Origin of the sequence: Allochromatium palmeri (assembly GCF_009720725.1) — a bacterium.
GTDB lineage: Bacteria > Pseudomonadota > Gammaproteobacteria > Chromatiales > Chromatiaceae > Thermochromatium > Thermochromatium palmeri.
The window spans coordinates 43,733-62,573 of record NZ_WNKT01000022.1; the positions used below are offsets into that span (position 1 = coordinate 43,733).

The window sequence follows — 18,841 nt, forward strand, 5'->3', positions numbered from 1 at the left end:
CCAATCGGGCATAATGCCCTCCCCTCACCTGCCCCCACGCGAGCGCACTCAACAGGATGGCCGGACTCAATTCGCGACAACTCGAAGCGGTTCGCTACACTGCTGGCCCCTTGCTGGTGCTCGCCGGTGCCGGTTCGGGCAAGACCCGTGTCATCACGCAGAAGATCGGCTATCTGATCGAGGACGTCGGTCTGGCGCCCCGCCACATCCGCGCCCTGACCTTTACCAACAAGGCCGCACGCGAGATGCGCGAGCGCGTGAGCCAGCAGCTCAAGGGCACCCAAACACGCGGGCTGACCATCTCGACCTTCCACCGGCTCGGACTCGAAATCCTGCGTCGCCATCCCGAGGCCGCCGGCCTGCATCCTGGATTTGCGCTGCTCGACGCCCAGGACACCGAGTCACTGCTCAAGGAACAGATCCGTGGCTCAACCGAGGCCGATGCACTGAGTCCGGGAGCGGTCCAGCATCGGATCTCGCGCTGGAAGAATGATGGCGTCGACCCGGAGCAGGCCGCGCAGGGGGCCGAGGATGCGTTCGAGGCCCGGCTCGCCGCACTCTATGCCGACTATGAACGTCGTCTGCGCATTTACAACGCCGTCGATTTTGACGATCTCATCCTGACGCCGACGCGCCTGTTCCGCACCCGGCCCGCGATTCTGGAGGAGTGGCGCGCGCGTCTGCGCTATCTGCTGGTCGACGAGTATCAGGACACCAACAGCGCCCAGTACGATCTGGTGCGCCAGTTGACCGGTACGCGGGGCGCCTTCACCGTGGTCGGCGACGACGATCAGTCGATCTATGCCTGGCGCGGCGCGCGGCCCGAAAATCTGGCGCGGCTCCAGGAAGACTATCCGGCCCTGAAGGTCATCATGCTGGAGCAGAACTATCGCTCCAGCGCCCGCATCCTGGGTCTGGCCAATACGCTGATTGCCAACAACCCGCACGTCTTCGAGAAGCGGCTCTGGAGCGAGCACGGTCCCGGCGAGCGCGCGCGCGTCATCCGCTGTCGCGACGAGACCGACGAGGCCGCGCGTGTGGCCTCCGAGATTCTGCATCTGAAGTTCACCGAGAGCCGTGCCTTCGGCGATATCGCCATTCTCTTTCGCGGCAACTATCAGGCCCGCCCCTTCGAGCAGGCGCTGCGCGAGCATAACATCCCCTATTTTCTGAGCGGCGGCACCTCCTTCTTCGCGCGCGCCGAGATCAAGGATGTCATGGCCTATCTGCGTCTGCTGGCCAATCCCGGCGATGACACGGCGTTTCTGCGCGTCGTCAACACGCCCAGACGCGAGATCGGCCCGACCACGCTCGAACATCTCGCCGCCCACAGCCGCCAGCAGGGCCTGAGTCTGCTCGCCGGTTGCTCCGATCCCGGACTGGCTGCCTGTCTCAATGCGCGTCAGCGCGAGCGGCTCGCGGCCTTTACTCAACTCATCGACGCGCATCAACAGCTCGGCCAGAGCGACCCGGTCGGCACAGCGCGCGCGCTCGTCCAGGCCATCGGTTATCGCGCCTGGTTGCGCGAGAATGCCTCCAGCCAGCCCGTCGCCGAACGTCGGCACGACAATGTCGAAGACTTGCTGGCCTGGCTCGGTCGTCTACGCCAGGGCGAATTTCAGAACCGCACGCTGGTCGATCTGGTCGATCATCTCACGCTGATGGATGTGCTCGACCGTCAGGACGAAGACGAGGGCGGCGATCGCGTCCATTTGATGACGCTGCATGCCGCCAAAGGGCTGGAGTTTCCGCAGGTGTTTCTGGTCGGCATGGAAGAAGAATTGCTGCCGCATCGCACCAGCATCGAGGAGGACAGCATCGAGGAGGAACGTCGGCTCGCCTATGTCGGCATCACGCGCGCGCGCGAGGCACTCACATTTACGCTCGCCCGCCGGCGGCGGCGTTATGGCGAATGGGTGCACGGCGAGCCGAGCCGCTTTCTCGGGGAGCTGCCCGAGGATCAGCTCGATTGGGACGGCGAGCGCCGCGAGGACAGTCCAGAGAATCGCAAGGCCCGTGGCCTGGCCCATTTGAAAGCGCTCAAGGAATTACTGGCCTCGGATTGATCAATCCGTTTATCAAAACAAACCGAGCGTGCTTCGTTCCAACCAAGAGTCAGCCTGACCTATGCATTCAATCGATAGAAAATTGAGTGTCGCTCCGATGCTGGACTGGACTGACAGACACTGTCGGTACTTTCTGCGTCTGATCAGCCGTCACACCCTGCTCTATACCGAGATGATCACCACCGGCGCCCTGATCCACGGCGATCGGGAGCGTTTTCTGCGTTACGATCCGACTGAGCATCCGGTGGCGCTACAGCTCGGCGGCTCAGACCCCAAAGACCTGGCACAGTGTGCGCGCATGGCCGAGGATTGGGGCTATGATGAGATCAACCTCAACGTCGGCTGCCCCTCCGATCGGGTCCAGAACGGACGCTTCGGCGCCTGTCTCATGGCTGAACCGGCGCTGGTGGCCGAGTGCGTGACGGCGATGCGCGCGGCCGTCCGGGTGCCGGTGACGGTCAAGCATCGCATCGGCATCGACGAGCGCGACAGCTATGCTGAGCTGGTCGATTTCGTCGGTCATTTGAACGCGGCCGGTTGCGACGCCATCATTGTGCATGCGCGCAAGGCCTGGCTCAAAGGCTTGAGCCCCAAGGAGAATCGCGACATCCCGCCCTTGCGCTACGAAGTCGTGCGCGCTCTCAAGCGCGACTTCCCGGAACGTCCGATCATCGTCAACGGCGGCATCAAGACCCTGGACGAGACCACTGACTTCCTGCGCGATCTCGATGGGGTCATGATCGGGCGCGAGGCGTATCACAATCCCTGGATCCTGGCCGAGGCCGATCAGCGCGTCTTTGGCGACGATCATCCGGTGCCGACACGCCGGCAGGTACTCGAATCCTTCATCCCCTATGCCGAGCGTCAGCTCGCGGCTGGTGTGCCGATGAACGCCATGAGCCAGCACCTGCTCGGACTCTTCCAGGGCCAGCCCGGCGCGCGTGCCTGGCGTCGGCGTATCAGCGAACAGGCCCATCGGCCGGGCGCCGGGGTCGAGGTGCTCGGGGTTGGTGATCACGCGCGTTTATGAGCTGGATCGCGCTGGCGCTGATCTGCGCCTTCACCCTGGCCAGTGCAGATGCAGCGGCCAAAGCCTGGTTGCGTGATCTCACAGCCAGCGAGCTGCTGGTGGTGCGCTTCTGCCTGCCGGGGCTGCTGATGACGCCCCTGCTGGTCGGTCTGCCGCCGCTTACAGCGCTGCCCCTGGCGTTCTGGGGCTGGATGGCGGTGATGCTGCCGCTGGAACTGGCGGCCATGTGGCTCTATGTGGCGGCCATTCGCGACCACCCGCTCTCACTCACCCTGCCCTATCTGGCCTTCACGCCGGTGTTCGTGATCGCCGTGGCCTGGCTGCTGCTTGGCGAACAGGTCTCGGCGCACGGAATGCTCGGGATCCTGCTGGTGGTCGCAGGCGCCTGGCTGCTCAACAGCGCCCATGCCCACCGGCGCAACTGGCGCGGCTGGGTCGCGCCCTTCGCGGCCATCCTGGATGAGCCTGGGTCACGGATGATGCTCGGAGTCGCGGCGCTCTACGCGCTCACGGCGACCCTGGGCAAGGGTGCGATGCGCTATCTGCCGCCTGAGTCGTTCGGCGCTTTCTATTTTGCGCTGCTCGGGATCGCGGTCGCGGTGGTGATCGTGTTGCCGTGTCCGCGCCGCTTGCGTGCACTCGCCCGCCATCCCTGGGCGGTGCTGACGGTCGGCGGACTGCTCGGGATCATGGTCTTCACCCATTTCCTGGCCATCCAGAAGGTCGAGGTCGCCTATATGATCGCCGTCAAGCGCACCAGCCTCTTGTTCGGCATTCTCTATGGCGCGCTGATCTTTCGCGAACCGGGCTTGGCGGCGCGGCTGCCGGCCGGCGCACTCATGTTGAGCGGGGTGGTCGTGCTGCTGATCTGAGACGACGGAGGAAGGCTTCGGCGCTCTGATGTCTCAGTTGATTATCGCGCTTTCGACCTGACTCTGAAGCTCGCGCGCCCAGGCAAAGGCTTCGAGAAAATAGAGCGCGAGCGTTTCTTCTTCCAGCCCCGGCACGACCACGTCGGGAGGGGGCGTGCTGCACTCGAAACGCTTGGCTTTCACCAGCACGGCCCCAAGCAACCCCTCGTGTTCAAGGATGGCGTTCTTGATACGCGGGTCCAGGGGCAGATTCTCCAGGGCCTCACTCAAGGGGATCAACAGAATTTCATCGAGGTTGGAGAACAAACCCACAGTGAACAGCGCGTCCTTGTCCTGATTGAAATGGTGCTCGCCGACGAGCTGGCAGAACCGCGCATAGGTCAGCGAGCGTGTGAAACTATAGGGGTTGCCCTCCTCCAGTGACCCCAGGGTCAGCAGGGCCGCCCACTGCCGCACGGTGCGTAAACCAACGAGTGAAATGGCCTGCATCAAGGTCTGAATGGGCCGCCCCTGAGAGATCGCCGCATTGCTGATGAAGCGCAGCAGACGATAGCTCAGGGTGACGTCCTGACTGACAATGTGCTCGACCTCCTGCAAGCCGATTGCCTCATCATTCAATCGGGCCAGCAAACGCAGCGACTGCAGTCGATTGGCCGGCGGTCGCTTGCCGGTGAGCACTTCGGGTCGGGCCAGGTAATACCCTTGAAAGAGTTCGAAGCCCAGATCGATACAATCCTGAAACTGCTCGTATGTCTCGATCTTTTCGGCCAGCAGGTGTGGACGATAGATCGCGGGCAGTGACGCGACCTTGGCTGCGATTGCGGCGCGATCATCACCGAGCACGTCAAATTTGACGATGCGAGCGATCTCAAGCAGCGGATCCCAGTCGGGTGTATAGACGAAATCGTCGAGGGCGAGCGTAAAGCCTTGATCAACCAACTGTCTGGCCGCTTCGACCAGGGCGGGTGTGACCTGCACTGTTTCCAGCACCTCCAGCACTACCCGCTTGGGCGGCAGGGTCTGAATGAGATCGCTGGTGAGCCAACTCGTGGTCAGATTGAGAAACAGGCGCTTGTCGCGCCCCAGGCGCTCGACACCGATGTCGGTAAAGGCATTGACGATGACTTGTGAGGTCGCGGCATCCGCGCCGATTGGATCGTCGTCGAATCCGCCGGAGACACCGCGAAATAACAATTCATAGGCCAGGATGCGTTGCTTGCGGTCAAAGATCGGCTGTATACCGAGGAAGGTGTCTGACATCATTGCCTGCCGATCAGGTAAGAATTCCATTTGAAGATAGCCGATATTGTGACGACTCGCGCGACAGCACGCCAAATACTGAAGACACGACTCACGCTGAACCCGGCGGACGATCCTGAGCCGGGTCGGCTGGAAGTCTCTCAGCGTCGAGCAATTCACGCACACGGTCGAGCAGTTCAGAGAGCGCCGCATCACGACTGGTATCGATGACGAGCGCGCGCCTGTATTCCTGCTCGCTCAGGGGCTGACGGCTTGCGTACTGACGCTCCAGCACCGAGAGATCGGCCTCAGAGACATCGGCGCCACGGGCCAGACGTCGCGTTACCCGTTCGCGCAAGACATCGAGCGGCGCATCGAGCGCCAGAATCGCGAATCCAGCGCCATGTCGCTGTGCCAGCGCCTGAAAACGCTCGCGCCGATGGCGAGCGATGAAGGTCGCATCGACCAGCACGTCATAACCGCTGGCCAAAATATCATCGGCCAGACGGTGCAGACGCTCATAGGTCCAGTCGGTCGCACGCGGAAAATAGATACCACGGTCGACGCTACTGGCGGTGCGCGCCAGCTCTCCCAGCCCGAACAGACGCTTGCGCTCGACGTCCGAGCGCAGATGAATCAGCGGCAGTGCCTCGCGCAGTCGAGAGGACAGCCGGCTCTTGCCCGATCCCGGCAGACCGCAGGCGATCAGCAGATGCCGGCGGCGCATCCGGGTGTAGGACAGCGCCAGATCGAGATAGCGCGCGAAATCGTCGCGGATGATGGCCGCGTCCGAGTCGGGCAGGTCGTCCTGGCTCCAGCGGATCGCCAGCACCTTGGCACGCACCAGGGCACGATAGACTTTGTAGAAATCGAGCATGGTCAGCGCGCCATAGTCACCACTGCATTCCAGATAGCGGTTGAGGAAGCGATGGGCGGCGCCGCGTTCGCCTTCCTGCTCCAGATCCATGACGAGAAAGGCGATTTCGCTGGCGGTGTCGATCCAGCGCAGATTGGGGTTGAACTCGATGGCGTCGAAGATCTGGATCTGGTCGTCGACGAGGGCGATGTTGCCGCGATGCATGTCGCCATGACACTCGCGCACGAAGCCCTCGACGCGGCGCCGCTCGATCATCGGTGTCAGCACTTCGAAGCGGGCCTGAATCCAGGTTTCGAGCATCTCCAGTCGCGCCAGATCCTCGGAACTGTCAATACAGGCGCGGATCTGGGTCAGGTTCTCCAGCATGGGTTCGAGCACCTGCGCAGGCGTTCCAAACGTGCGGCCCAGACCAGAGACGGGGATGCCGGCATGGAAGTCGGCGATGTGCTCGGCCAGCCGCGTCATGAGTGCGTCCGTCACGGGCTGACGATCGAGCAGGGCCGACTGCGGAAAACGGCGCATCCAAACGCCATACTCAAGGATCGGTCCCGCGCCGTCGATGCGCGGCGCGTCGAGCGTGCCGTTGACCGTGATGACGTCCAGATAGAGATCCGGCGCCAGACGGCGGTTGAGCCGCAGTTCTTCCTCGCAGCAGAACCGGCGCCGCTCCAGGGTCGAGAAGTCGAGAAAGCCCAGATTCAGGGGTTTTTTGAACTTGTAGGCCGAATCACCTGCCAGCAGCACATGCGAGATATGGGTTTCGATGTGCTCGACGGTGTCGACGGCATGCGGATAGGCGCTGGGGTGTCGCAGTCCCGCGATCAAAACGGCAAGATCGTCATGCGTCATGCAGCTACCCTGTGACCTGGCCTGTGCTGGAGTGCGCACACAAAGAGGTGTCCATGCACGGTGATATGTGGTGACTCGAATCCCGGCTTGGTTGAACAAAGCCGCCTCGACTCAGTAAGATCCACGCGTCCTTCCATTCCACGATCAAGTGTAGAGAATTTCATGTCGATTGAACGCATCGTTTTTGCCGTCGCTGGCGGCTTTATCCTGATCTCTCTGCTGCTGGCTCACTATGTCAGCCCCTACTGGCTGTGGTTTACCGCCTTCGTCGGCGCCAATCTCTTTCAGTCGGCCTTCACTGGCTTCTGTCCGCTGGCGCTGATCCTCAAGAAGCTCGGCAAGCAGAGCGGGCCGGCGTTCTGAGACTGACGCCCGTCACTCCTCGTCCTCGACCGGCTGCGCCCAGAGGTCGTGTTCACCGGCTTCGGTGATCACGACCTCGATGAAGTCGCCCGGATCGATCTCCCAGGCACCCTCGATGATGACCTCGCCGTCGATCTCGGGGGCGTCGCCATAACTGCGGGCGATGATGGCGTCTTCCTCCACGGCATCGACCAGCACCGTGAGCCGCTGACCGACGCGCGCGGCCAGTTTCTCGCGACTAATATCGGCCTGGACCTCCATGAAGCGCTCCAGACGTTCCTGTTTGAGCGACTCGGGCACCGGATTCGGAAGCTCATTGGCCGCCGCACCCTCGACGGCCGAATAGGGGAAGCAACCGACCCGGTCGAGCCGCGCCTCGCGCAGAAAGTCCAGCAGCCGTTCAAAATCGTCCTCTGTCTCGCCCGGAAAGCCGACGATGAAGGTACTGCGTAATACCAAGTCAGGACAGTCGGCGCGCCAGCGGGTCAGACGGTCCAGCACCTTCTCGGTCGCCGCCGGACGACGCATGGCACGCAGGACAGATTCGCTGCCATGCTGGAGCGGCATGTCCAGATACGGCAGGATCACCCCATCGGCCATCAGTGGGATGAGCGCGTCGACGTGCGGATAGGGATAGACATAGTGCAGCCGGATCCAGGCCGACAACTCGCCCAGGGTCCGCGCCAGCTCGGTGATCTGGGTGCGCAGCGGACGCCCGCCCCAGAAATCGGGCCGATGGCCCAGATCCAGCCCATAGGCGCTGGTGTCCTGCGAGACCACCAGCAGCTCGCGCACCCCGGATTCGACCAGACGCCCGGCCTCGTCGAGGATCTCGCCGATCGGGCGGCTGACCAGATCGCCGCGCAGACTCGGGATGATGCAGAAGCGACAGCGATGGTTGCAGCCTTCCGAGATCTTCAAATAGGCATAGTGCCCCGGCGTCAGACGCACGCCCTGGGGCGGGATGAGACTGGTGAAGGGATCGTGCGGGGCCGGCAGATGGGCGTGCACGGCGGTCATCACCTCTTCCAGTGCGTGGGGTCCGGTGACGGCCAGCACCTCGGGATGCCGCTCGCGCACCAACTCCGCGCGCGCGCCGAGACAGCCGGTGACGATCACCCGTCCGTTCTCGTCGAGCGCCTCGGCGATGGCGTCCAGGGATTCATCAACCGCTGAATCGATGAAGCCGCAGGTGTTGACGATGACCAGATCGGCCTCGGCCTGGGTCGCCTGGAGCTGATAGCCCTCGGCGCGCAGCCGGGTGAGGATGCGCTCGGAGTCGACCGTGGCCTTGGGACAGCCGAGACTGACGAAGCCGACACGCGGGGCCGTTGCGTGCGGATGAGCCGGCGTGCCACTGGAATTGGATGAAGTCTTCAAGGGATGACGAGGCCTGGGATTGAGATTGTGGACGGACGACGCCATTGAACCTGGCGCGAACTTGGGTAAGGATAGCGTCTCTCGCGAGGAGACCCGAGACCGATCATCGCCTCAGCCCGTCCACCGGCGAGCCGAAGCGCCATACACTACAGACGAGCGGACAGAAAGACTGATGAGAAGCTGTAAACTCTGCAAGTACAGTCGGTTCTGCAACGACCTGCCGGGCATCTGCATTCTACTCCCTTACGTGGCCATCGCCGTGGTCACTGTCGCGCTGGGTTATCTGTTCGTCACTCAGGAACTCATCTGAGCCGCGACGGCGGCGCCGTTATCAGCGGTCAAATCCACCAGCAGTTGAACGATCAGGCTCTCTGGTCGTCAGAAGGTCACGATCGGTCTGTATCTTAGATGCGATCTCAACCAGGACTCAGGAGGAAGACCATGACGCACGACACCACGCCAGTGACCGCCACCCCGCTCACACCCGAGCAGCTCGACCGGATCGACGCCTACTGGCGCGCCTGCAACTATCTGGCCGTCGGCATGATCTATCTGCGCGACAATCCGCTGTTGCGCGAACCGCTCAAGCCGGAGCACATCAAGCAGCGCCTTTTGGGTCATTGGGGTGCGAGTCCCGGACTCTCGTTCATGTATGTCCACATGAACCGGATCATCCGCGAGCGCGATCAGGATGCGATCTTTCTCGCCGGTCCCGGTCATGGTGCGCCGGGCGTGCTGGCGCCAGTCTATCTGGAAGGCACCTATTCCGAGATCTATCCCAACAAGAGCGAAGACGAAGAAGGTCTGAAGGCGTTCTTCAGGCAGTTTTCCTTCCCCGGCGGGATCGGCTCGCACTGCACACCCGAAACGCCCGGCTCGATCCATGAGGGCGGTGAGCTCGGCTACTCGATCTCGCACGCCTTCGGCGCGGCCTTCGACAATCCGGATCTGTTGGTCACGGTGGCGGTCGGTGATGGCGAGGCCGAGACCGGACCGCTGGCCACCTCCTGGCATTCGAGCAAGTTTCTGAACCCGATCCGCGATGGCGCGGTGCTGCCGATCCTGCATCTGAACGGCTACAAGATCAACAATCCGACCCTGTTGGCGCGCATCCCCGACGAGGAGCTGGCCAGTCTCATGCGCGGCTATGGCTGGACGCCGTATTTCGTCGAGGGCGACGACCCGCTGACGCTGCACCAGACCATGGCCGCGACCCTGGATGCCTGTCACGACCAGATCCGCGCCATCCAGCAGCAGGCACGCACCAGCGGCGAGGCCACGCGCGCCCACTGGCCGATGATCGTGCTGCGCACGCCCAAGGGCTGGACCGGACCGGACGAGGTCGACGGCCATAAGGTCGAGGGTTTCTGGCGCGCCCATCAGGTGCCGCTCTCCGGGATGCACGACAATCCGGCGCATCTCAAACAGCTCGAAGACTGGATGCGCAGTTACAAGCCCGAGGCGCTGTTCGACCAACAGGGACGGTTGATCCCCGAACTCAAGGCGCTCGCACCTACGGGCACGCGGCGCATGAGCGCCAGTCCGCACGCCAACGGCGGCCTGCTGCGCCGGGCGCTGCGGATGCCGGATTTCCGCGATTACGCCATCCGCGTCGACAAACCCGGCACCACGCGCGCCATGAACACCAAGCCGACCGGCGCCCTGCTGCGCGATGTGATGGCGAAGAACATGGACAACTTCCGCGTCTTCGGCCCGGACGAGAACACCTCCAACAAGCTCGATGCGGTCTACGAGGTCTCAAAGAAGCTCTGGCTGTGCGACTACAAGCCCGAGGATAGCGACGGCGGCGAACTTTCGCCCGACGGGCGGGTGCTGGAAATGCTCTCCGAGCACACCCTGGAGGGCTGGTACGAAGGCTATTTGCTGACCGGGCGTCACGGCTTCTTTGCGACCTATGAAGCCTTCGTCCATGTCATCGACAGCATGTACAACCAGCACGCTAAGTGGCTGTCGATCTGCGAAGACATCCCCTGGCGCGCGCGTGTCTCCTCGCTCAATCTGCTCATCACCTCGACTGTCTGGCGCCAGGACCACAACGGCTTCACCCATCAGGATCCGGGCTTTCTGGATGTGGTGGTCAACAAGGATCCCGAGGTCACGCGCATCTATCTGCCGCCGGACGTCAATACCCTGCTCTCGACCGTGGATCACTGTCTCCAGAGCCGTGACAACATCAATGTCATCGTTGCCGACAAGCAGAGCCATTTGCAGTATCTGGACATGGATGCCGCCATCAAGCACTGCACCAAGGGCATCGGCCTCTGGGAGTGGGCGAGCAACGATCAGGGCGCGGAACCCGATGTAGTGATGGCCGGTTGCGGCGACATCCCGACCAAGGAGGCACTGGCGGCCACGGCACTGCTGCGCGAGCATTTCGAAGATATCAAGATCCGCTTCATCAATGTCGTGGATCTGTTCAAGCTCCAGCCCGCCGGCGAGCATCCGCACGGGCTTTCCGACGCCGATTTCGACAGTCTTTTCACCAAGGACAAGCCGATCATCTTCAACTTCCACGGCTATCCCTGGCTCATCCATCGCCTGGCGTACCGGCGCACCAATCACCGGAACCTGCATGTGCGCGGCTACAAGGAGAAGGGCAATATCAACACGCCCCTGGAGCTAGCGATCAACAACGAAATCGACCGTTTCAGTCTGGCGATCGATGTCATCAACCGGGTGCCACGGCTCCAGGTCGCCGGGGCGCATGTGAAGGAAAAGCTCCGCGATCAGCAGATCGAGTGCCGCAACTACGCCTATGAGCACGGCATCGACAAGCCGGATGTGGATGAGTGGGTGTGGCCGTTTTGAGCGCGCTCAAGCCTCAACCATCTGCACCACGACCAGCCGTCCGCCCTCGCCCTTGGCCAGCAGGATCTGCTGGCTATCTCTGAGTTCGAGCTGGCCGCCGATTGGCACCTGGGTGCGAGTGGAAACGTCGAGCAGATCCGGCAGATTCTCGTTGACCAGCCACCAGCGCCCCTCGTGCAGGACGAAATAGCCGACACGCCGCTTTTGGTCCTCGCTGAGCTTCTCGTTGGGGGCGATCAGATTGTTGGCGTGCCACTGAAACAGCGACTGGCCGGTCCAGACCATGAGTCGGTGGTCGTCCGGCCGAAACTGCCCTTCCTTGCGCGATGAATAGAGGTTGAGGATCGGCAGCTGGCCGCGAAAGGGCGTGCCGCAGAAGGGACAGGCTGGGCGCGTGCTGTTGTCGAACACATACCACTGCTGCTCGCAGTCGGGATTGTGGCAGGGCTGCACCAGATCGACCGTCTTGACAAGCGCCGTCTCCCAGTCATTGGCCGAGGGGCGGCGCGCCGGATCGTGCAACCCGTCGATGAATGCCTGCTCGAACAGCCGTGCCAGATAGGGGCCGGTGAGCCGATAGGGCCGTGCCTCGGTGTCGGCCCAGGGCAGCTCGGTCGGCTTGACGTCGGCGAGCCGGATGCGGTTGCGTGGATCCTGCGGATGCTCGACGAAGAGCGCCCGCTCACCCATGGAGAGCGACTCGTCGCGCTGTTCGTCGTCGAGGTCGTGGACCTTGCCGCCGCGCAATGGGTGGCGGTAGAGCAGATACATATAGATCAGCACCGCCAGGGCGTGCAGATCGGTCTCGCGCCTGGGCAGATGACGCGCCGGATCGTCCTTGGGCAGATGGCTGGTCATGACGACTTCCGGGGCGATGAAATCCGGCGTGCCGACCACATCGGGCGGATACTTGCCCGGCACCACCAGGCCGTCGACGTCGATGACGCAGGACAGCCCGCGCGAGGGATCGATCAGGACATTCTTGTAGGACAGATCCGAGTGCGCCAGTCCGGCCATGTGCAGCCGGCGCACGGCGCGCGCCAGCAGTAGACAGGCGCGGAGATGACCGAGCCAGTCACCCAGCTCGCGCGGGTCCATGAAGCGGTTGCGCAGATTGGCGGCGGCGAACCATTTGCCTTCCTTTTCGCGGCCCCGGATCTTGAGCATGTCGTCGTTACGGGAACCGTGCTCGAAGAAGAAATGACGCGGATAGGCGGGCGCGACCAGCCCGAGCCGACCCTCGTGTTCCAGCATCGCCGTCGGCCAGCAGAAGAGGTTGCGCCAGTAGTCGCCGCCGGTCTGCTCGAAGATGCTCTCGCGATACTTGCCGGTGATCATGCCGAGCCGTTCGCGTGCCGCATAGTCCTGGGGCGACTTGTAGAAGGCGACCACATAGGAGCGGTCGGGGGCGAAATAGACGTCTTTCATGGCGCCCGAGCCGATGATGTCGTCGACGAACTCCAGCGGCTGGCCGTCGAGCGTGCGGCAGGTGATGACCCTGGCCATTGTTACTTCTCCTTCGCGCTCACCCAATGCAGGGCGAGGGTCCGATCGTCATGGTTGCCCGGCGAGAAGAAGCCCAGCCAGTCAACGATTGTCTGCTCCGGCTCGGCGGCGTCGAGGATGGGAGCGAGTTCGTCCCAGAGGGCGTCCCAGCGGCTTGGATCGGCCAGCCCGCTGTCGGTCTCGAAACGCGGGTCGGAGACGCCATCGGTCATAAGCAGAACGGCGGTCAGATCCTGGAAATAGCCCAAGCCGATGCGCTTAGCGAAACCCTGATCGGCGAGCGCGGCGCGATCGAGGAAGCGGGTCTGACCGGCGAACTCGCCGCCGTCGGGTGTGCCCATCAGCCGCACTCGACCGCGCGGACCATAGGCGGCGATGGCGCCGTCGCCCATCCAGAAGCTGGCGACGAAGGTCGAGGTGCCCTGGCGTTTGACGACAGCGGCTAGAACGGTGGTCGCATAGTCGCGGGGCTTGGCGCCCTGAGTCGCGGCCTCCTGTTCGATCGATTGGATGGCGAGGCTCGCGGCTTCGTGGAAGAGATAATGGAACGCGGTGCCCAGGGTCTTGGCGCTGGCTTCTGGTTCAGCGTCCCAGTTGGCCAGGGCGGTGCTCAGGCGTGCGCCCTGCTCGCCCGTCAGGTTCGATAGCAGATGAGCGCCGGCGGTGGTGACGGCCAGTCTGGAGCCTTCACGCGAGAATTGGGCGCTGCCGGCGCCATCGGCCACGATCAGCAGGCTCCAGCCGTTCTCGGCGTCCAGTTCGATGAGGTAGTCGTCGTCGCGAAAGCTGCTGGCGTGTTCGTGCGAGCGTCCGCGACGGCTGGCGGCGATCAGGCGGATATCGTTGGTCTGAATCAGACGGCCATCAGTGTGCGACTTGGGATAGGGCGCGTCTTCGGGCGGCTCGATGATCTTCCACAGACTTCGGGGATCAGGGTTGACGATCAGCAGACACTCGCCCGAATAGCTGGTGCCTTTTCCAAGACTCCAGCGCAGTGGCAGGCGATGGTCCCCAGCCGTCTGCGGCGTGCCGCGTAACTCGCCGCTCTCGGGGTCGAAGTGCAGCCCAAGCGTCTCCGGCAGCTTGATGTCCTGGATGATGAGCCGCTGATCCACGGCGTCGCGGGCCTCGATCCTGGCGGCGTATTCGACACCGACCTTGGCGTTGGGCAGCGAGAAGGCGGCACGGGGTTCGGGTGTTCGCGCGCGCGGAGCCGCGACGGCAGGGATATCGCCTGGTTGCTGGGGTTTGGGTTCGTCTCCGGGGTCGTCCGGCAACGCATCCATGGGTTTCGCCGTTGCGGCGATCACGTCAGATGTGTCCGTTTGTGGCTCCGGGAGCGGCTCCAGTTCGGATGACTCAGGTGCCGGCTCGGGTTCCGACGTCGCAGACGGCTCATCGGCTCGTGCTCGCTCCGGCTGGGATGGACTGGGATCTGATATGACCTCGGGCATGGCGGGCGTCTCTTCTTGAGGCGTCCCGGATTCTTCGGTGTCATGGATCGTTTCGGGCATCGGCTCGGACCCTGGATCGTTCGGTGAATGGCTTTTGGACGACGCCGTGGACGAGGCACAGGACTGCCCCGCTCCAGATGATTTCTGATGTTGTGACAGCGGCCGCAGAGGTTGGCCGTATTTCTGCTGTTGCCAGATATGCATCAGGGCGGAGGCATAATTAAACGTCGCCTCGAATACAGCATCCGAGCACACGAACGTCTCGATCGTCTCATGTGAAGCTTCGACCGACTTGAAGAAGGGTGGATCGTTGCCCTGCCCCATCAGCGTCCGAACCAGGGTCTCGACACTGGGCGCGAAGGCGGCTCGCATCTCGGGTGTCAGCTTCCGGCGCGGCTCGCTCATGAGACTGCATCACCCCTGACCGCGCCCGACATCGAAACCACCGTCATCGGCGGCACGTCCCGCCGCGAAGGCCACGACTTGCTCGCACCAGGGACAGATCGCCTCGCCCGGCCCGTCGATGCACAGCAGCTTACCGCAGCCGCACATGGCAAAGGCCGTCGCATTGCCGCAGTGCGGACAGCCGGGCGCGCCCACGAGATCAGACGTATTGACCTTGAGATCGCCGGTGCGCGGATCGGTCCAGTCGAAATAGGACTCGTCGAGCGGATAGCAGCCAGCGAGCCGGTACAGGGCGACCTCGAATTGGAACTCGCTGGTGCCCAGGTTCTGGCGCTCGCGCTCGTATTTCATGATGTAGGGCTTGCGCGTCTTCTGGCAGCGTCCGACCAGGGTCACGCAGGATTCATCGGCGCACGTCGGCGGCGGGGGATTCTTCACCAGACTCAGGACACGCTTGTCGAGCGACAGCTCGATGGTCTGATCGAGCGCCTCGCCGAGACTCTTGCTGCGCGCCAGCACCGAGGCACTCACCCAGTCGACGAACTTCTTGTAGTCACCCGAGCGCACCTCCTCGAAGCGGATCACCTGATCGGTCAGTCGCTTCAGCGCCGAAAAATCCGCATCTCCGCCCATACCGACCGCGATCAGGGTCGCCGACTGGGCATAACGCGCCCGCCAGCGCTCGATCGCCGGCCCCGGATCATCGGTCGGATGCCCATCGGTGAACAGATAGACGATCGGGCGCCAGTCGCCCTTGCGCTCGGGCGTGGTCTTGACCACCGAACGGTCGATCTCGCCCATGAGCGCATCGAGCGCCGCCCCCAGACTGGTCCCGCCACCCAGCGGCAGCCGGGGCGGATAGAAGGAGAACAACTCGACCAGCGGCACGATGGTCTTGGCGAAACCCGCGAAGGCGATAACCGAGAGATGCACGGTTTCGAGCGCATGCGGATCGGCGCGCAGCGACTGCACGACCGCCTGTAGCCCCTCCTCCATCTTGCGGAGATTGTCCCCGACCATGGATTCGGAACAGTCCAGCAGGAAGAACACGGGTAAGCGGCGCATGATGATTGCACTCCTGATCCGGTCGGCGTCTCTCAATGGACGATGGCTACAACACGAGCTGCACCTCGGCCGGCGGCGGCGGCAGCGTCACCGGCCCTTCCAGCCCGGCGCTGCTCGATCCGACCGCGACACTGGCCGAGACCCATTTGAAGAACCCCGAGAAGGCGGCTGTGTCCAGGGTATCGAGCCGCACTACCCGATCGGTCAGCTCGCGCAACGCCTCATCCTTGGCCTTGGGACCGGCGGCACAGGCGACGATGGAGCCGAAATGACGCCTGTGAATCTCCGGAATGGCCTGACGGTAGTTGTGCAGATCCGACGGGCTGCCGTCGGTCATGACGAAGAGCAGCGGCCGCCAGTCGCCCTTGGCCTCGTCGGTGCTCTTCTTGACGTCGCGGTCGACATGCTGGATCAAGAGCTCCAGCGCCGCGCCGAGAAAGGTCGCCCCCGAGGACGGCACCTGGATCTCGCCGAGCTGGACCTGATCCAGGGGCGTCAGCGGCAGATACTCACGCGCCTCGATGTCGAAGGTGATGATCGACAGATGCACGCTTTCCAGCGCATAGGGATCCTGGCGCAGGGCGCTCAACATCGCCTGTAGCCCCACGTTCACCGAATGGATCGGCTCGCCGCGCATGGAGCCGGAGGTGTCGAGCAGAATATAGACCGGGAGTCGTCTGACGCTCATCGTGGTCTCCTCGGACAGAGTTCAGGATTCAGACGTAACGCTTGAGCCACTCGACCAGGGTATCGGACTCGGAGGTGTCGCCGATTGCCTTGAAGCGCCAGCCACCGGCCTCGCGCACCAGCTCGGCGAACAGCATCGAGCGCTGATCCTCGTAACCCGCACCGCCGGAGAGATCGAAGCGCAGCATCTCGACGCCACGCGCATCGACGGCGCGGATATAGGCATTGCGCACCTGGCCGAAGCTCTGGCCGCGCTTGCGGCCCTCGTAGATCTGGACCACGAACACGACACTGGCATAGCTGTCGGGTAGATCGTTGAGCCGGGCGACAATCTGTTCATCGTCACCATCGCCGCCGCCGGCGCGACTGTCGCCCGTGAGCCAGATACAGCCCGAGCGGTGTTTGAGATTATTGAAGAAGATGACGTCGCTGTCGTTCAGCGTCGCCTTGCCGGTTGAATCACGCCCCAGATCGCGGACCTTGCCGTCGGGACCGCAGAGGAAGGCCACCACGTCCAGATCATAGTCCTCGCCCGACTGGCTGGCCGCGCCGCCGCCGCTGATGTCCCAGCCGAGACCGATGGTGACCATCGAGAGATCGTGCTCGGTTTTTTTGAGGCTGATGCCCTGCCCCTTGGTCAATCGGACAGCCATGGTTCTCGCTCCTGCTTGTCACAGCACCAGATTGATCTCGGGGGGCGGCGGCGGCAGATCCTCCAGCCCCGTGACCTCCTTCCGAGCCTGATCGACCTTCTGACTGTCGGTGGCGATCGAGGCCGAGACCCATTTGAAGAACGCCTTGATGGTGTTGGAGTCAGCGGTGTCCAGGGCCACCACCACCTCGGTGATGCGCTTGAGCACCGAGGTATCGGCGTCCTGACCGGCCGCGCAGGCGACGATGACACCGGTACGCACCTGCCGGAGCCGGTCGAGACCCGGCTGCCAGTCGTCGGTCGGCGATCCATCGGTCATGATGAAAATCAGCGGCTTCCAGTCGCCCTTGGCCTCGGGCGTGGTCCTGGCGACCTCGGATTCGATGCGCTCGGCCAGCAGCCGCAGGGCATCACCCAGCGCCGTGGTGCCGTTGGGTTTCAGCAGCGGCGGTTGGAAACTCGGCAGCTCGGTCAGCGGGACCAGTTGCCGGGCCTCGCTGTCGAAGGTGATCACCGAGAGAAAGGCCGTCTCCAGCGCATAGGGATCCTGGCGCAGCGTCGAGACCAGGAGCTGTACGCCGTTCTTCACCGCCTCGATCGGCTCGCCGCTCATCGAGTAGGACGTGTCGAGCAACAGATAGACCGGAAGTCTTCGCATCGATGTGCTTCTCCATCGTGTTGATCGTTTGAGCGATCGCCTAAACGTAGCACAGATTTGGCCATGGCCAAGGGGCTGGAGTCCAGCCTGGGATCCAGATCAATCTCAGTGGAGAATGCGCGCCCGGCTCAGGCGTACTCGTCGACGCCCCGGAACGACTGGAGATCGTCGCGCTGTTCCAAACGCTGAGTCGCTTCATAGGTGGCCACGGCGTTCTGGGCATAGCCGTCGGCCATCATTCTGACCGGGGGGCTGTAGGACCGGCGATACTGAGCGTCCTCGGGCTTGCCGGCCTGCGCGACCGGCCGCTCGGTCAGGGGCGTGGTGTCGGTCCTGGAGACCGGCGGCGGCACAAGCGGTAGCGTCCGCTCCCAGGCTGGATCGGAAACGTTGGAGTAAAACTGCGAGGCCGAAGAACCGAGGATCTGCATCGGACGCCATGACACAGGTTGAGTTACACCAGGACATGGAGCTGGCGTATCGAAAATCGAACCTATCTCAGATACAAGATAGGCTACAGCTTAGCTCAACAGGTAAACTTTTATTCGGAAATCGCCTTAACTTAATGGCAGTGACCCCGCACAGCCCTATCAGCGCCCGCAGGTTAAACCTCGACTAGGCCGGGATGCGTAATTTCTCTTCCTCTGGATCGAGCGTAGTTTTGGTCCAGAGTCGGTCAGCGATGGCGAAGGGATCGGCATTGATGGTGTGAACAAAGTGGTTGACCCGTTGAACCAATTCCTCGGCCGTGGCGTGACAATGATGGTAGGTGACCTCCTCGCGTAACCATCGCCACAGCGCTTCCACCGGCATGAAGTCTGGACTATAGGCAGGCAACGGTTGGAGGGTGATCGACAGCTCCTGAGCGAGCTCGCGCACGGCCCCGGCGCGATGATAGGAGGCGCCATC

At 63.1% G+C, this 18,841-nt stretch carries 17 protein-coding genes; 6 read left to right on the plus strand and 11 right to left on the minus strand.

The window, feature by feature from the left end:
• Positions 1-56 precede the first annotated feature (56 nt).
• The 3 genes from GJ668_RS11270 (at position 57) to GJ668_RS11280 (ending at position 3,968) form a co-directional block, all read left to right on the plus strand.
• On the plus strand, positions 57-2,066 hold the full coding sequence (locus tag GJ668_RS11270) for a UvrD-helicase domain-containing protein (RefSeq protein ID WP_155450253.1): 2,010 nt from the start codon (positions 57-59) through the stop codon (positions 2,064-2,066).
• A gap of 61 nt (positions 2,067-2,127) precedes the next feature.
• Positions 2,128-3,096: a tRNA dihydrouridine(20/20a) synthase DusA gene (dusA, locus tag GJ668_RS11275; RefSeq protein WP_155450254.1), complete on the plus strand. Its 969-nt coding sequence runs from the start codon at positions 2,128-2,130 to the stop codon at positions 3,094-3,096.
• Positions 3,093-3,968, plus strand: coding sequence for a DMT family transporter (locus GJ668_RS11280; protein ID WP_155450255.1), 876 nt, complete (start codon positions 3,093-3,095; stop codon positions 3,966-3,968). Before dusA ends, GJ668_RS11280 begins: the two co-directional genes overlap by 4 nt.
• A 33-nt stretch (positions 3,969-4,001) precedes the next feature.
• On the opposite strand, the gene GJ668_RS11285 is transcribed toward GJ668_RS11280, so the two are convergent.
• Both GJ668_RS11285 and GJ668_RS11290 read right to left on the minus strand, forming a co-directional pair.
• Positions 4,002-5,231, minus strand: coding sequence for an EAL and HDOD domain-containing protein (locus GJ668_RS11285; protein ID WP_246194804.1), 1,230 nt, complete (start codon positions 5,229-5,231; stop codon positions 4,002-4,004).
• 88 nt (positions 5,232-5,319) lie between these two features.
• Entirely contained in the window at positions 5,320-6,933 is a 1,614-nt protein-coding gene (locus GJ668_RS11290) for a bifunctional aminoglycoside phosphotransferase/ATP-binding protein (protein ID WP_155450257.1), read from the minus strand.
• Between the two features lie 162 nt (positions 6,934-7,095).
• On the opposite strand from GJ668_RS11290, the gene GJ668_RS11295 reads away from it, so the two are divergent.
• Positions 7,096-7,296, plus strand: coding sequence for a YgaP family membrane protein (locus GJ668_RS11295; RefSeq protein ID WP_155450258.1), 201 nt, complete (start codon positions 7,096-7,098; stop codon positions 7,294-7,296).
• A gap of 12 nt (positions 7,297-7,308) precedes the next feature.
• On the opposite strand, the gene rimO is transcribed toward GJ668_RS11295, so the two are convergent.
• Complete coding sequence (gene rimO / locus GJ668_RS11300; RefSeq protein ID WP_155450259.1) at positions 7,309-8,676, minus strand: 30S ribosomal protein S12 methylthiotransferase RimO; 1,368 nt, start codon at positions 8,674-8,676, stop codon at positions 7,309-7,311.
• Positions 8,677-8,848: 172 nt separating this feature from the next.
• Between rimO and GJ668_RS20135 the strand changes: the two genes are divergently transcribed.
• Positions 8,849-8,986, plus strand: coding sequence for a hypothetical protein (locus tag GJ668_RS20135; protein ID WP_186343047.1), 138 nt, complete (start codon positions 8,849-8,851; stop codon positions 8,984-8,986).
• A 131-nt stretch (positions 8,987-9,117) separates the two neighbouring features.
• Positions 9,118-11,505 carry a phosphoketolase family protein gene (locus tag GJ668_RS11305; protein WP_155450260.1) on the plus strand — a complete coding sequence of 796 codons (2,388 nt, stop codon included), beginning with the start codon at positions 9,118-9,120 and terminating at the stop codon, positions 11,503-11,505.
• 6 nt (positions 11,506-11,511) lie between these two features.
• Here the strand turns inward: GJ668_RS11305 and GJ668_RS11310 are convergent, their stop codons facing one another.
• The 8 genes from GJ668_RS11310 to GJ668_RS11345 all read right to left on the minus strand — a co-directional run.
• Entirely contained in the window at positions 11,512-13,011 is a 1,500-nt protein-coding gene (locus GJ668_RS11310) for a helix-hairpin-helix domain-containing protein (protein ID WP_155450261.1), read from the minus strand.
• A gap of 2 nt (positions 13,012-13,013) precedes the next feature.
• A complete protein-coding gene (locus GJ668_RS11315) occupies positions 13,014-14,870 on the minus strand; it encodes a PP2C family serine/threonine-protein phosphatase (protein WP_246194805.1) in 1,857 nt (618 codons plus the stop codon).
• Positions 14,871-14,879: 9 nt separating this feature from the next.
• Positions 14,880-15,935: a TerY-C metal binding domain-containing protein gene (locus tag GJ668_RS11320; protein ID WP_155450262.1), complete on the minus strand. Its 1,056-nt coding sequence runs from the start codon at positions 15,933-15,935 to the stop codon at positions 14,880-14,882.
• 46 nt (positions 15,936-15,981) lie between these two features.
• The gene (locus GJ668_RS11325) at positions 15,982-16,623 is read right to left on the minus strand and encodes a vWA domain-containing protein (protein WP_155450263.1); all 642 of its coding nucleotides are present in this window, start codon (positions 16,621-16,623) and stop codon (positions 15,982-15,984) included.
• 28 nt (positions 16,624-16,651) lie between these two features.
• On the minus strand, positions 16,652-17,275 hold the full coding sequence (locus tag GJ668_RS11330) for a TerD family protein (protein WP_155450264.1): 624 nt from the start codon (positions 17,273-17,275) through the stop codon (positions 16,652-16,654).
• Between the two features lie 18 nt (positions 17,276-17,293).
• The gene (locus GJ668_RS11335) at positions 17,294-17,932 is read right to left on the minus strand and encodes a vWA domain-containing protein (RefSeq protein WP_155450265.1); all 639 of its coding nucleotides are present in this window, start codon (positions 17,930-17,932) and stop codon (positions 17,294-17,296) included.
• 128 nt (positions 17,933-18,060) lie between these two features.
• Complete coding sequence (locus tag GJ668_RS11340; protein WP_155450266.1) at positions 18,061-18,378, minus strand: hypothetical protein; 318 nt, start codon at positions 18,376-18,378, stop codon at positions 18,061-18,063.
• A gap of 169 nt (positions 18,379-18,547) precedes the next feature.
• A partial coding sequence (locus GJ668_RS11345) for a transposase (protein WP_186343029.1) occupies positions 18,548-18,841 on the minus strand: 294 nt, incomplete at its 5' end.

Coding starts and splice junctions, on each gene's coding strand:
- GJ668_RS11270 (WP_155450253.1), top strand. CDS start 57: ATGGCCGGACTCAATTCGCGACAACTCGAAGCGGTTCGCTACACTGCT.
- dusA (WP_155450254.1), top strand. CDS start 2,128: ATGCATTCAATCGATAGAAAATTGAGTGTCGCTCCGATGCTGGACTGG.
- GJ668_RS11280 (WP_155450255.1), top strand. CDS start 3,093: ATGAGCTGGATCGCGCTGGCGCTGATCTGCGCCTTCACCCTGGCCAGT.
- GJ668_RS11285 (WP_246194804.1), bottom strand. CDS start 5,231: ATGATGTCAGACACCTTCCTCGGTATACAGCCGATCTTTGACCGCAAG.
- GJ668_RS11290 (WP_155450257.1), bottom strand. CDS start 6,933: ATGACGCATGACGATCTTGCCGTTTTGATCGCGGGACTGCGACACCCC.
- GJ668_RS11295 (WP_155450258.1), top strand. CDS start 7,096: ATGTCGATTGAACGCATCGTTTTTGCCGTCGCTGGCGGCTTTATCCTG.
- GJ668_RS20135 (WP_186343047.1), top strand. CDS start 8,849: ATGAGAAGCTGTAAACTCTGCAAGTACAGTCGGTTCTGCAACGACCTG.
- GJ668_RS11305 (WP_155450260.1), top strand. CDS start 9,118: ATGACGCACGACACCACGCCAGTGACCGCCACCCCGCTCACACCCGAG.
- GJ668_RS11310 (WP_155450261.1), bottom strand. CDS start 13,011: ATGGCCAGGGTCATCACCTGCCGCACGCTCGACGGCCAGCCGCTGGAG.
- GJ668_RS11315 (WP_246194805.1), bottom strand. CDS start 14,870: ATGAGCGAGCCGCGCCGGAAGCTGACACCCGAGATGCGAGCCGCCTTC.
- GJ668_RS11320 (WP_155450262.1), bottom strand. CDS start 15,935: ATGCGCCGCTTACCCGTGTTCTTCCTGCTGGACTGTTCCGAATCCATG.
- GJ668_RS11325 (WP_155450263.1), bottom strand. CDS start 16,623: ATGAGCGTCAGACGACTCCCGGTCTATATTCTGCTCGACACCTCCGGC.
- GJ668_RS11330 (WP_155450264.1), bottom strand. CDS start 17,275: ATGGCTGTCCGATTGACCAAGGGGCAGGGCATCAGCCTCAAAAAAACC.
- GJ668_RS11335 (WP_155450265.1), bottom strand. CDS start 17,932: ATGCGAAGACTTCCGGTCTATCTGTTGCTCGACACGTCCTACTCGATG.